The following is a 13,323-nucleotide window of genomic DNA, read 5'->3' on the forward strand; positions in this document are numbered from 1 at the left end:
GGCCGACTGACGACCGGTGAGGCCCTGCCGGGGTGCCCGCCGGGGCAGCGGCTCTGCCCCTGGTCCGGGACCTGCGGACATGTCGCGGGCGGCGGCCCGGCAGCAGACTCGGTGGCGAATGATCGGCCACCCCGAAGGAGCGAGCATGCCGTCGTACCTCACCCCGGGCGTGTACGTGGAGGAGGTCCAGTCCGGTGCCCGGCCGATCGAGGGTGTCGGCACTGCCGTCGCCGCCCTCGTCGGCTTCGCCCAGACCGGCCCCTTCCACGAGCCCACCCTGGTGACCAACTGGGACCAGTACGTCCAGCAGTTCGGCGGCTTCTCCGAAGGCACCTACCTGCCCCACGCCGTCTACGGCTTCTTCGCCAACGGCGGCGGCGCCGTCTACGTCGTGCGGATCGGCGAGCCCGGCGGCGAGGCGGCCGGCGGCTGGCCGCCGGTCGCCCGATCGGCGCCCGCGCCCACCGCCCACGCCGGCTTCCTGTTCACGGCCCTGCCCGGTGCGGGCGCCGACCTGACCGTCGAGATCGCCGACGTCGAGGGCGAGAACGTCCCCGACGACCGGTTCCGGCTGGTGGTCCGCAAGGGCACCGAGGTCGCCGAGACGTACGACGTCTCGACCCGCAAGAACACCAAGGGCTACGTCGTCACCCAGCTGCGCGAGTCCAAGCTCGTCGCGGTCAGCGAGCAGCCGGGCACCGCGCCGAGCCGCCCGGAGCGCCAGACGCTCGCCCTCGCCGCCGCCCCCGCGCCCGGGCCGGTCGCCCCCGCCGCCACGACCCGGCTCAGCCCCGCCGAGTACATCGGCGACGCCTCGGCCCGCACCGGGTTCTCCGGCCTGGAGGCGATCGACGAGATCACCATGGTCGCGGTGCCCGACCTGATGAGCGCCTACCAGCGCGGCGACATCGACGCCGAGGGCGTGCGGACCGTCCAGCTCGCGGTGATGTCGCACTGCGAGCAGATGGGCGACCGGATCGCCGTCCTGGACTCCCCGCCCGGGCTGAGCGCCCAGCAGATGCGCAACTGGCGCAACAACGAGGCGGGCTTCGACTCCCGCTACGCGGCCCTGTACTACCCGTGGATCAAGGTGTTCGACCCGGCGACCGGCCGCAACACGATGGTCCCCCCGAGCGGGCACGCCGCCGGCGTGTGGGCGCGCAGCGACGCCGAGCGCGGCGTGCACAAGGCGCCGGCCAACGAGGTCATCCGCGGCGCGGTGGACCTGGAGATCCGCCTCAGCAAGGGCGAGCAGGACCTGCTGAACCCGATCGGCGTCAACTGCGTGCGGGCCTTCCCCGGGCGCGGCATCCGGATCTGGGGCGCCCGGACCCTCTCCTCGGACCCGGCGTGGCGCTACCTCAACGTGCGGCGGCTCTTCAACTACCTGGAGGAGTCCATCCTCCTGGGAACCCAGTGGGTGGTGTTCGAGCCCAACGACGACCGGCTGTGGTCGAGCATCCGCCGCAACATCACGGCGTTCCTGACCGAGGAGTGGCGGCGCGGCGCGCTGTTCGGCGCGACGGCCGCGGAGGCCTTCTACGTCAAGTGCGACCGTGAGAACAACCCGCAGGAGTCCATCGACCTCGGGCAGGTGGTGTGCGAGATCGGGGTCGCTCCGGTGAAGCCCGCCGAGTTCGTGGTGTTCCGGCTGTCCCAGTTCTCGGACAGCACGAGCCTCGTCAACGAGTGACCAGCAGGCCAGCACAGACCGGAAGGTGACAGGAAGTCATGGCTGAAGGCGATCCGCTCTCCACACACATATTCGGCGTCCAACTCGGCGGCTACAACGTCGAGTCGGTCAAGGAGATCAGCAACCTGACCGTCGACCAGGACGTCGTCGAGTACAAGCAGGTGACCCAGCAGGGCAAGCTGATCGTCCGCAAACAGCCCGGCGCGCGGCTGCCGGGCGAGGTGACGATCACCCGCGGGCTCGACAAGAGCGGGGCGTTCACCAAGTGGATCAACGAGACCCTCAACAACGGCGCGATCAACACCGCGCGCCAGAACCTCACCATCGAGGTCAAGGACACCACCGGCGCCACGCTCCGGCGGATCCAGCTGATGAACGCCTGGGCCAGCCGGTGGGAGGGCCCCACCCTCACCGCCGGTGAGTCCAGCGCCGCGACCGAGACGGTGACCATCGTGTTCGAGGAGATCACCGTCGAATGAGACGACGGATCAGCCTCGACGAACTCCTGGAGCAGGCTCCGGCAGCCGCCCCCGCTCCCGCCGCGGCCCCGGCCCCGCAGGCCGCCGCGCCGCAGCGGGGGCGGGGCCCCCAGGGGCACGGACTGCACACGGAGTTCGAGTTCGAGCTCCCGCGCGGATACCTGGACGACGAGGGCACCCTGCACCGGCACGGCGCCATGCGCCTGGCCACCGCGCGGGACGAACTCATGCCCCAGATCGACCTGCGGGTCAAGGAGAACCCGGCGTACCTGAGCGTCGTGCTGCTCAGCCACGTGATCACCCGGCTCGGCACCGTCACCGACGTGCACGCCGGCGTCGTCGAGCAGATGTACGCCACCGACGTCGCGTTCCTCCAGGACTTCTACCAGCGGATCAACAGCGAGGGCCACACCCGCGCCGCGGTGACCTGCCCGCACTGCGACGGCGCCTTCGAAGTCGACCTCGCTGGTGGGCGCCTGGGGGAATGGTGACGTACGCGACCACCCGGCTGTACGAGGAGGTCGCGTACATCGCCTACCACTTCCACTGGCAGCGGGAGGACATCCTCGACCTGTCCCACCAGGAACGCCGCGCGTGGGTGCGGGAGATCGCGCGGATCAACACCCGCGTCAACGAAGGCGGGTGAGCGCGGGATGGGGATTCGGGACCGGCTCGGACGGCGGAAGGCCGGCGGCCCGGGCGAGGCGGGCGTTTCGGGTGCCCCGGGTACCTCGGGTGTCTCAGGTGTTACGGGCGGCACGGGTGACGCGGCTCCCGCGCCCCGGGCCGACGTGCCCGCCCCGGACGGTGGTTGGCGCGCGGTCGCGCCCCTGACCCCGACCCTCGCGGGGGCGGCGGGCGGGGTCAGCGACGGCCTGCGGTTCCGGTCCCGGCTCGCCTCCTGGCAGAACCCCTCGCTGACCGGCGCACTCGGACACGCGGTCCTGCCGTCCGCCCCGGCGGGCATCCTGCGGGCGGTGGCACGGCCCCTCGGCCCGGCGGTCTCCGCCGGGGCGGACGGGCCCGTGCTGCCGTACGTCGCACCGGCGGTGGCGCCGTCGGTGGCTTCGGATCCGGCCTCGGATTCGGTCCTGGCTTCGGCTTCGGCGGGGGACGGGCCGGGTGCGACGGGCGGGCTCGGTCGGGTGCGGCAGGTGCAGAGGTCCGGCGCCGCGGTGCGACGGCTGCCCGCACGGGCGGTGGCCGCCGAGGGCGGCGCCGCGCCGGCTGCCCCCGCGCCCGCCGCCGCCCACGGCTCAGAGGCGCCGGCTTCCGGGCCTACCAAGCCGACCAGGCCGGTCCCGTCGCGCCGCGTCGGGAAGCCCCTGACCACCGCACCCCGCCCCCGGTCGCTGCCGCCGCGTGCGGTGGCCGTGATCCCGCCCCGGCCGGTGCAGCGTTCCGCGAGCGCGGCGACGGTGGAGCGTTCCGCTGCCGTCGCGCCGGTGGAGCGGCCCGAGGGCGCGGCACCGGTGGAACGGCCCGCGATTGCGACGGTGGTGGAGCGTTCCGCCGCTGTCGCGCCGCCCGTGGTGGAGCCGGGTGCCACTGCGCGGCCGTCCGAGACCTCCGAGCCGGCCCCGGTGCGGCCGACCGGTGCCCCGACCCCGAGCACCGGCAATGCCGTTCAGCGCGCCGCGAGGGGAGGCAGCACGAGGGGAGGCGCCGCGCCGGGCCGACCCGTGCTCGGTGCCCCGCTGACCTCGCTGCCCGCCAGCGCCTCGCCACGGCTCAACGCCGACGGCGCGTCAGGCCTCGGTCCCGTACCCGGCCCAGGGGTCGGGCACGGGCCGATGCCGATCGTCTCCCCGCCCGCGCAGCCGACTGCTCCGGCGGGGAGCGGGTCGGACGGTGCGGAGCCGTCGGCACCGGGCAGCCCGGCGCGCCCGGCCCGCCTAGCCCGCCCCGAGCCCGGACGGCGCGGGGACGGCCCCGTGCAGCGCGCCGTCCAGACCGGCGGCGGTCCGACCGCCGCGCAGCGCGCCACACAGCCGCGTACCGAACAGCCGCGTACCGAACAGGCGCGCCCCGAATCGTCCAACGCCCGCACGCACGGGGGCCTGGGTGCGCCGCTGACCGCGCTGCCGCCGACGGCGGGTGCGGCACCCGGAGCACGGGCCGCCGGTACGGCCGACGGCCGGCGCGGCCCCGTCCGGCGGACCACGGCCCCGGGCCACGGCGCCCCAGCGACTGCTGACACCCCAGCGACTCCCGCCACCCCCGCCACTTCCGCACCGCCGCAGCCGGCCGGCCGAAGCGTGGCGCCCCCGAGCCCGGAAGGCGCTCCTCGCGCCACGGGCACGGCCGCCGCCGCGCCGGGCGCCACGGCAGTCCAGCGTGCGGCTGCGCCCGGCACGCGAAGCGCTGACACGAGCGGGCAGGGCGGCTCCACCGAGCCCGGCCCCGCGGCCGGGCCGCAGTCTCCCCCTGGGACGGTACCGCAGGACCCGGCCCGCCGGGCCCGGCGCAGCGGTGGCGCCGGTGGTGCCGGTGGTACCGGTGGCGCCCGGGAGGTGCGGCCGACCGCTTCGCCGGGCGAGCCCGGCCCGCTGGTCGTGGCCCGCTCGCCGATCGGCGGCACCGCCGCACGTCCGGCGGCCGGGCCGGGCCACCGCACGCTCGGCCTGCTCGGCGAGCGCCGCATGGCGTCCACGCTCGCCGCACCGGCGACGGCGCCCGCACCGGTGTCCGGCCGCGTGCCCGCGCCCGCCCCACCCGTGGTCAGGGCCGCCTGGCCGCAGGAGCCGCCCGTGCGCACCGAAGTGCCGTCGGCCCCGGAACCGGCGGCACCCGCGAGCTGGCGGCACCGGGCCGCCGCCGTCCTGCGCCTGCCCCGACGGGCACAGGCGAGCCGACCCGACGCTGCGCGCCCGGCGTCCCCGGAATCCCCCTCGGACCCGGAAGGCACCGCCCCGGCGGTGCCGGGTGCGCGGGGTGCCGTGGTGGCGCGTGCGGGTGCGCGGGGATCGGCGTCCGGCAGCTCTGCGGACTCTGCCGGCGCGGGTGCGGTAGGGCGTTCTGCTGCTGTGAGGCGTCCGAGCGTGCAGCGTTCGGTGGCCGGCGGCGCCGGCCCGGTGAAGGCGGACGCGCGCTCGTCGGCGTCGGTCGGCTCGGCGGCGCAGGGGCCGCGGCCGTCAGGGCGCGGTGGTGCCCCCTCGGGGCGTGCAGGTGTGCGGGGTCCGGCGATTGGTGGTTCCGGTCCGGTGGCTGCCGGCCCCGGAACTGGCCCGAGGGAGGCGGATGCGCGCCGGTCGGAGCGCGGCGCTCTTCCTGCGGGGCGGGCGGGTGTGCAGCGTTCGACGACGGCCGGGGGATCTCGCCCGGAGGCGTCGGACGGGCAGCCCGTAGCGCCCGCCATCGCCCCGGCCGGGCGGGTGCGGCGCGGGGAGACTCCCGTGCCGCCGGTGGCTGTGGAGCGTGGCGGCCGTGGTCCGGCGGTGCAGCGGTCGGTCTCCGGCGGTCCGAGCTCTGTCGAGCCGGGTGTCCGGTCGGCGGAGCCGCGAGGTGCTGCGGTGCCTGTCGTGGTTCCCGCCGGTCGGGTGCGGCGCGGGGAGCGTCCAGCACCCCCGGTCGTCGTGGCCGATGCCGGCCCGGCGGCTGTGGGCGCCTCCCGTGCCGGGCGCGCTGCGAGCGTGCAGCGCTCGGTGTCCGCGGGCCCTGCCGCTGCCGCTGCTGCCGGCTCTGCCCTCGCCCCCGGCCCGGTCGAGCCGACCGTGCGACCGGTGTTCTCCGCCGATGCGTCGACGCCTGCCGCAGCCCCCGCCGTCCCCGCCGTCCCCGCCGCTCGCGGGGGGCGTCCTGCGTCCGCGTCCGTTGCCCCCTCCGGTGGCCGTGTTCCGAGCGTGCCGTTGGTGCGACTCACCCCGCCGAGCGCCCCGCCGAGCGCCCCGGCGTCCCCGGCGGTCCCCGCGATGGTCCAGCGGCTGCCGGTCGCCGGGCCCGCCGGCCCGGCCGTGCCCGCGTCCGCGGCGCCGCCGCTGCCGGGCGGTGGCGCCTGGGCGCCGGGCGTCGCGGGGGGCGGCTTCGGCGGACCGGGGGCGGGTGGGGAGTCGGCGCTGCGCACCGGGTCGTGGTCGTGGACCGCGCCCGCCCCGGGCGGGGCGGGGGCGGCCGGCGGGGCGGCCCGGGCGGCGCGGCCGGCGAGCGATACCGCCCGGGTGCTGCAACGGGTGGCGGAGCAGGCGGGGTTGCACGGGGTGCCGTTGACCGCCGTACCGGCCCGCACTCCGGTGACCGTCCAGACCACCGCCTCGTCCCCGCCGCCGACCGCGGCCCCGCCCGCTCAGCCGGGCGGCGGATCGTCGACCGGGCCCACGTCGGGGGCCGACCTCGACGAACTGGCCCGACGCCTGATCGAGCCCGTCGGACGGCTGCTGCGCGCGGAGTTGCGCAGGGGGAGGGAGCGCGCCGGGCGGCCGTACGACGGCCGTCGCTGAGCGCTCGGGGCGAGGCGGACAGACGGGCAGTGGCAGGTGGCAGGTGGGCAGGGCGACGGAGGCAGGAATGACCGACAACATCTTCGCGACGAGCGTGTTCTTCAAGCTCACGATCGGCGGCAACGACCTGGGCGAGTTCACGACGTGCTCGGGGCTGGGCGCCGAGGTCGAGATCCACCAGTACGCCGAGGGCGGCAACAACGGCTTCTCCTGGCAGTTGCCGGGCCGGATCACCTGGTCGAACATCACGCTCACCCGCGCGGTCACCGCGGACACCGTCAAGATCGCCCGCTGGCTGGACGAGACCGTGCGGCGGGTCCAGCCCAAGAACGGTGAAATCGTGGCCCTGCGGCCAGACTTGAGCCCCATCGTCAGCTGGCAGGTGCTCGGCATCGTGCCCGTCCGCTGGCAGGGCCCGTCGTTCGACCCGGCGAACTCGCAGGCGGCGATGGAGTCCCTGGAGATCGCCCACGCCGGGCTGCGCCCGTCATCGTGACGGCGCGCCGCACCCGGCGCAGGCCACCCATCGGACGACGAACGGAAGGAGGTGCGGGATGTCAGACGTCCCCGCGAGTGTCACCCGGGCCCAACTGGCCATCATGGAGCCGCCGGCGACGGTCGGCGCCCAGCCCGGCGGGGTGATCGCGAGGCTCCCGCTTCAGTTCAACCCGTCGAGCCTGGTGCTGCGGAAGTCCTCGGAGTGGCGCCGCACCCCGTCCCGGATGGCCGCCGAGTCCGCGCTGCCCGAGTTCGTCGGCAGCGGGCCCCGCTCGCTGTCCATGGAGGTGTTCCTCGATGCGACGGCGACCCATGACGACTCCGTGGAAAAGGCGGTGGAGCAGCTGATGACGGCCTGTGTGCCGACTCCGGCCAGCCTGGCGCGCAAGAAGCCGGCGAGCCCGTGGATCCGGCTGGACTGGGGCACGTCGTCGACGACGTCGTTCAACGGCGTGCTGACCGGCCTTCAGGTCACCTACTCGCTGTTCGACGTCGACGGCAAGCCGCTGCGGGCCACCTGCTCGTTCACCATCGACGAGGCCAGTGTCGACACGCCGGGCCAGAACCCGACCTCCGGCTCGATGGAGGCGCGCAGCACCCACCGGGTGATCGCGGGCGACAGCCTGCCGCTGCTGGCCTGGCGCGAGTACGGCGACGCGACGGCCTGGCGCACCATCGCCGAGGCCAACGACATCGACGACCCGATGGTGCTCGTCCCCGGGGTGGAACTGATCGTGCCGGGGATCGACGAGCCCACCCGAGGAGGGCGGTCATGACCACTCCCGAGGCACGCGGCGGCCGCTCCTTCGCCGCGGATCCGATCGTCGAGGCGCCCGGCCCGCTGCCGCCGGTCTGGGCGGCCCAGCTGGTCTCCTGCGACATCGAGGAGAGCACGGGCCTGCCCGACACGGCCGTGCTGATGTTCCGCGACGCGGACCACACCTTCCTCTCCGCGACCGGGGTCACCATCGGCACCCGGCTGCGGGTCTCCGTGATGACGGTGCAGGGTAACGCGCAGGTGCGGCTGTTCACCGGCGAGGTGACGGCGCTGGAGCTGGACGTGGACACCACCGGCTCGTTCACCGTGGTGCGGGCGTCCGCCATCACCCACCGGCTGATGCGCGGGCGCCGGGTGAAGGCGTTCCGCAACATGTCGACGGCGGACATCGTCCGTCAGGTCGCCGCGGGCGCCGGGCTCGGTTGCGGCCGGGTCGACGCGTTCCCCGTCGTCCACGAGCAGCTGTCGCAGGCCAACGTCTCGGACTGGGAGTTCCTCCAGTACCTGGCGCAGGAGAGCGGTGCGCAGGTGCGGGCGGACGACGAGGGGCTGCTGGAGTTCGTCAAGCCCGAGCAGGCCTCCTCGGCCCCGGCCCCCTCGACGCCCGCTCCGCAGAACCCGCTGGTCCTGGAGTACGGCCGGAACCTGCTGGAGCTGCGCGGTGTGCTGACGGGCGGCGGCGGGGCGGACACCGTCGAGGTGCGCGGCTGGAACGTCCTCACCAAGAAGGCCCTGGTCGCCACGGAGCCGTCGGTGGCCAGCGAGACGGTGCGGCCCGGGATGAGCCCGTCGACGGCGGCCGCCGCCTTCTCGGGGCAGGCGCGGATGACCGTCACCGACACCCCGTACCGCACGCAGGCGGAGACGGCGGCCGCGGCCGGCTCGGTCGCCGCCTCGGTGGCCGCCGGGTTCGGTGAGCTGGAGGTGGTCGTCGAGGGCAACCCGAAGCTGCGGGCGGGCGTTCCGGTCGCCCTGGGCAACGTCGGCGCCGCCTTCTCGGGCCGCTACACGGCCACCGCGGTGCGCCACCTGCTGGAGCCCTTCCGCGGCTACCGGACGACTGTGGTGGTCAGCGCGGCGCCGGACCGCTCTCTCGCGGGGCTCGTCGCCGGGGGCAGCGCGGTGCCGCGCGGGCCGCGGATGCCCGGCCTGGCCGTCGCCGTGGTCACCGACGTCCGGGAGCCGGGGGGCGCGCAACGCGGCTGGGTGCGGCTGAAGTTCCCGTGGCTGGACGACACCTACGTCTCCGACTGGGTGCGCACCGTCCAGTGGGGCGGGCAGGGCGGCGGCGGAGTGTTCAGCCCCGAGGTGAACGACGAGGTGCTGGTCGGCTTCGAGCAAGGCAGCCTGGACAGCCCGTACGTGCTGGGCGGCCTCTACAACGGCGTCGACAAGCCCTCGCCCCACGAGGTGCCGCTGGTCGATTCGGCCGGCGGGAAGGTCAACCGCCGCTCGCTGGTCTCCCGTTCGGGCCACCGCCTGGAACTGCTGGACGTGCCGGGCGGCCAGTCCGGCGTCCGGCTGGCCAGCGGGGACCGGAAGTTGGAGGTGCGGCTGGACGAGCAGCGCGGCGAGATCGTCCTGACCGTCTTCGGCGCGGCCGGTGCGGCGGCGGCGAGTTCGGTGCGGCTGTCCTCCACCGGCATCACCATCGACGCCGGCGCCGGGGCGGTGAACCTGCGCGGGGGATCGGTGAACGTCACCGGCCGTACGGGGGTCACCGTGGACGGCGGCGCGCTGGCGGTGCTCAAGGCGGCTCTCGTGCGCATCAACTGAGTCACTGTCAGCTGAATCACCGTCAGTACGGCTCGACCCTCCGGCCCCCTCGAACCACCCGATTGGAGAACGCAGATGCCCCCCGCAGCCCGGATGGGTGACACCACCAGCGACGGCGGTGCCATCACCACCCCGCCACCAGGCGCCCTCGCGGTGGCGACCGTGCTGATCGGCGGCCGCCCGGCCGCCGTCACCGGCAGCCTGCACGTGTGCGTGCCGCACGTGGAACTCGGGCCCGGCAACGTCGTCATGCCCAGCCCCACGGCGGCGGCCGGGGGCCTGGTCCTGATCGGTGGGCTGCCCGCGGCGCGGATGGGCGACCAGACGGCCTGCGGCGCGAAGATCGTCACCGGCGCCCTCAACGTGCTGATCGGGGGCGTCGCGTGAGCGGCTTCATCGGGCGAGGCTGGGCCTTCCCGCTGCGGGTGAACGCCACCGGCGGCATCGGCATGGTGGACCGGGACCGGGAGATCGAGGAGGCCATCCGGCTGATCCTCGGCACCGCCCCCGGGGAGCGGCCGATGCGCCCGGAGTTCGGCTGCGGCATCCACGAGTACGTGTTCGCGCCGAGCGACGGCGGCACGGCGGGCCGGATCGCGCGCGAGGTGCGCACCGCGCTGGAACGCTGGGAGCCGCGGATCGAGGTGGACGACGTCGTGATCGCCTTCGACACCGTCGACGACGGCACGCTCTACATCGACGTCCACTACACCGTGCGGTCCACCAACGACCGCCGCAACCTGGTCTTTCCCTTCTACACCATCCCGAGCTCGCCGGACGCCCCGGACGTCCAGGACGTCCCGGGTGCCCTGGGCGTGACCGGGGGAGTGAGCTGATGGCACTGCCCTCCCCGAACCTGGACGACCGCCGGTTCCAGCAACTCGTCGACGAGGCCAAGCGGTTCGTCCAACAGCGGGCCCCGGAGTGGACCGACCACAACGTGTCCGACCCCGGGGTCACCCTGATCGAGACCTTCGCGTACATGGTGGACCAGCTGCTCTACCGGCTGAACCGGGTGCCGGAGAAGAACTACTCCGCCTTCCTCGACCTGCTGGGCGTCCGGCTCTTCCCGCCGGCCGCGGCGACCGCCGAGGTCGACTTCTGGCTGTCGGCCCCGCAGCCCGAGACGGTGCTGCTGCGGGCGGGCACCGAGGTGTCCACGCTGCGGACCGAGACCGAGGAGGCGGTGGTGTTCTCCACCGCCGAGGACCTGCCCGTCGTCCCCAGCTCCCTCGACCGGCTGGTCACCGTCTCCGCCGCGGGGGAGCAGACCGACGCCACGGCTCGGCTGGCCGACGGCGTGGACGTGCCGTGCTTCCAGCCGCGCCCCCAGGTCGGGGACGCCATGCTGTTCGCGCTGCCCGTCGTCGTGCCGCGCTGCATCCTCGTCGTCCGGCTGGACAGCCGGGTCGAGGGCGTCGGCGTCGACCCGCGCCAGCCCCCGCTGGCGTGGGAGGTGTGGGACGGCGCGCGGTGGATCGCCTGCGAGACCGGCTCCGACACCACCGGCGGCCTCAACCGGCCCGGCGAGGTGGTGGTGTTCGTGCCCGCCGGGCAGGTCGCCTCGGTGGTCGCCGGGCGCCGGGCGGGCTGGCTGCGCTGCCGGGTGTCCGCGCCGGAGCCGGGCCAGCCGTTCTACGCGGAGTCCCCGACGATCCGCCGCGCGGAGGTGTTCACGGTCGGCGGCACCGCGACCGTCGTGCACGCCCAGACCGTGACCGACGCGCCGCTCGGCACCTCGGAGGGCGTCGCGGGCCAGCGCTTCCGGCTCGCCAGGCCGCCCGTCCTGCTCGACGGCGGGCCCCCGGTGGTCGAGGTCGCGGCCGGCGACGGCTGGGAGCGGTGGACGGCCGTCGAGCACTTCGGCGACTCGGCGCCGACCGACCGGCACGTGGTGATCGACGCGACCACGGGCGAGTTCGCGTTCCCGCCCGCCGTCCGGGAACCCGACGGAGGCCTGCACGCCTTCGGCGCGGTGCCGCCCAAGGGCGCACACCTGCGGGTACCGCACTACCGCACGGGCGGCGGCACCGCCGGGAACGTCGCCCGGGCGACGATCACGGTGCTGCGCAGCTCCGTCCCGTACGTGGCCAGGGTCGACAACCGCGAGGCGGCCAGGGGCGGGGTCGACGGCGAAACGGTGGAGAACGCCAAGGTGCGCGCCCCCCACCTGCTGCGGCTCCAGGAACGGGCCGTCACCGCCGGGGACTTCGAGCTGATCGCCCGGCAGGCCGCCCCCTCGGCGGCCCGGGTGCGCTGCGCGCCGGCCGTCGCCGGGGAGGCGGGCGCGGTGCGGGTGCTGGTGGTCCCCGACGCGGTCGCGGACGAGGGCGACCGCCTGCGGTTCGAGCAGCTGATCCCCGGCGAGCAGGTGCTGTCGGCCATCGCGTCGGCCCTGGACGAGCGGCGGCTCGTCGGGACCCGGCTCGTCGTCCAACCGCCCGACTACCAGGGGGTGACGGTGGTCGCCCGGCTCGCGACCCGCTCCCCGGACGGCGACCGGGTCCGGGAGGCGGCGCTCGCGGCCCTGTTCCGGCACCTCAACCCGCTGCGCGGCGGCGCCGACGGAAGGGGCTGGCCGTTCGGCCGGGCCGTGCAGTACGGGGAGGTGTTCGCGGTGCTCCAGCAGGTGGCCGGGGTCACGGCGGTCGAGGAACTGCGGCTCTTCCCGGCGGATCCGATCACCGGGCGCCGGGGCGCGCCCGCCGAACGGGTCGACGTCGCCCCGGACGCGCTGGTCTTCTCGCACCAGCACCAGGTCGTGGTCGCCGCGCTCCCGGCGGACGGTCAGCGATGAGCAGAGCGGCCGTCCCCGGGCTGCCCAGCCCGCATCCGATCGGCGAACTCCTGCCCGCGCTCTACGCCGAGGACGACTTCGCCCAGCGGTTCACCGCAGGCCTGGACACCGTCCTCGCCCCGGTCTTCGCCACCCTGGACAACCTGCCCGCCTACTTCCAACCGCGCCTGGCCCCGGCCGACTTCGTCGAGTGGCTGGCGGACTGGGTCGCCGTCGAGACCGACCCGGCCTGGCCGGAGGAGGTCCGCCGGGCCGTGGTCGGCCGCGCGGTCGAATTGCACCGGTGGCGGGGCACCCGGCGCGGGCTCCGGGAACGGCTGCGGCTGATCCTCGGCGTCGGCGCGCAGATCGTGGACGGCGGCGGCGTGGCCTGGTCCACCACCGCGGGCGCGGAGTTGCCGCCCCCGCCCTCCGGGGAACTGCTGGTACGGGTCTGGCCCGAGCGCACCCCGGCGGTGGACGAGGAGCAGGTGCTGGCTGTCGTCCGGGCGTCCTGCCCGGTCCACCTGACCTGCCGGGTGGAGGTCCTGTCCGGGCCGCCTGGTCCGTCCGGTCCACCTGGTTCACCTGGTTCATCCGGTCCACTCGGTCCACTCGGTGCGGAAGAGAGCTGAGCAATGCGTACGTGTCCCGAGTGCGGAGTGGCCAACGAGGACGGGGACGACTTCTGCGGCAACTGCGGTGCCTACCTGGGCTGGTCGGGGGCGGCTGCCGCCACCTCGGCGGCTCCCGGCTCTGCCGCCGGGCCGCCTGCTGCCGCTGCTGCGCCCGCCGCCGCGCCGCCTGCTGCCGCCGCCCCGCCTGCTGCCGCCCCGCCCGCTGCTCCGCCCGTCGGCGCGGCCCGCGAGGAACCGCCCGTGCGGCCG

At 75.4% G+C, this 13,323-nt stretch carries 13 protein-coding genes; all 13 read left to right on the forward strand.

All coding sequences use genetic code 11. The features are described 5' to 3' along the window. Window positions 1-145: 145 nt before the first annotated feature. The gene (locus tag ACFV6D_RS34670) at window positions 146-1,693 is read left to right on the forward strand and encodes a phage tail sheath family protein (protein ID WP_380494085.1); all 1,548 of its coding nucleotides are present in this window, start codon (window positions 146-148) and stop codon (window positions 1,691-1,693) included. A gap of 38 nt (window positions 1,694-1,731) precedes the next feature. After that, complete coding sequence (locus tag ACFV6D_RS34675; RefSeq protein ID WP_063346012.1) at window positions 1,732-2,172, forward strand: phage tail protein; 441 nt, start codon at window positions 1,732-1,734, stop codon at window positions 2,170-2,172. Beyond that, complete coding sequence (locus ACFV6D_RS34680; protein WP_063346011.1) at window positions 2,169-2,663, forward strand: hypothetical protein; 495 nt, start codon at window positions 2,169-2,171, stop codon at window positions 2,661-2,663. Before ACFV6D_RS34675 ends, ACFV6D_RS34680 begins: the two co-directional genes overlap by 4 nt. Beyond that, the gene (locus ACFV6D_RS34685) at window positions 2,660-2,818 is read left to right on the forward strand and encodes a DUF6760 family protein (protein ID WP_347878560.1); all 159 of its coding nucleotides are present in this window, start codon (window positions 2,660-2,662) and stop codon (window positions 2,816-2,818) included. The genes ACFV6D_RS34680 and ACFV6D_RS34685 overlap by 4 nt, the downstream gene beginning before the upstream one ends. Before the next feature lie 3,205 nt (window positions 2,819-6,023). Beyond that, window positions 6,024-6,608: a hypothetical protein gene (locus ACFV6D_RS34690; RefSeq protein WP_380562765.1), complete on the forward strand. Its 585-nt coding sequence runs from the start codon at window positions 6,024-6,026 to the stop codon at window positions 6,606-6,608. Between the two features lie 67 nt (window positions 6,609-6,675). Continuing rightward, window positions 6,676-7,104 (forward strand): phage tail protein, encoded by a 429-nt coding sequence (locus ACFV6D_RS34695; protein WP_063346010.1) that lies wholly within the window; start codon window positions 6,676-6,678, stop codon window positions 7,102-7,104. Window positions 7,105-7,162: 58 nt separating this feature from the next. Further along, window positions 7,163-7,882: a LysM peptidoglycan-binding domain-containing protein gene (locus ACFV6D_RS34700; RefSeq protein WP_063346009.1), complete on the forward strand. Its 720-nt coding sequence runs from the start codon at window positions 7,163-7,165 to the stop codon at window positions 7,880-7,882. Next, a complete protein-coding gene (locus ACFV6D_RS34705) occupies window positions 7,879-9,660 on the forward strand; it encodes a VgrG-related protein (RefSeq protein ID WP_380562767.1) in 1,782 nt (593 codons plus the stop codon). Before ACFV6D_RS34700 ends, ACFV6D_RS34705 begins: the two co-directional genes overlap by 4 nt. Window positions 9,661-9,735: 75 nt before the next feature. Continuing rightward, complete coding sequence (locus ACFV6D_RS34710; protein ID WP_380562769.1) at window positions 9,736-10,047, forward strand: PAAR domain-containing protein; 312 nt, start codon at window positions 9,736-9,738, stop codon at window positions 10,045-10,047. Beyond that, the gene (locus ACFV6D_RS34715) at window positions 10,044-10,496 is read left to right on the forward strand and encodes a GPW/gp25 family protein (protein WP_380496026.1); all 453 of its coding nucleotides are present in this window, start codon (window positions 10,044-10,046) and stop codon (window positions 10,494-10,496) included. The genes ACFV6D_RS34710 and ACFV6D_RS34715 overlap by 4 nt, the downstream gene beginning before the upstream one ends. Continuing rightward, entirely contained in the window at window positions 10,496-12,457 is a 1,962-nt protein-coding gene (locus ACFV6D_RS34720) for a putative baseplate assembly protein (RefSeq protein WP_063346005.1), read from the forward strand. Before ACFV6D_RS34715 ends, ACFV6D_RS34720 begins: the two co-directional genes overlap by 1 nt. Continuing rightward, window positions 12,454-13,071, forward strand: coding sequence for a phage tail protein (locus ACFV6D_RS34725; protein ID WP_380371016.1), 618 nt, complete (start codon window positions 12,454-12,456; stop codon window positions 13,069-13,071). Before ACFV6D_RS34720 ends, ACFV6D_RS34725 begins: the two co-directional genes overlap by 4 nt. A 3-nt stretch (window positions 13,072-13,074) precedes the next feature. Beyond that, on the forward strand, window positions 13,075-13,323 hold a 249-nt coding region (locus ACFV6D_RS34730; RefSeq protein ID WP_380562771.1), incomplete at its 3' end, for a zinc-ribbon domain-containing protein.

The organism is Kitasatospora sp. NPDC059812, from assembly GCF_042732075.1.
GTDB lineage: Bacteria > Actinomycetota > Actinomycetes > Streptomycetales > Streptomycetaceae > Kitasatospora.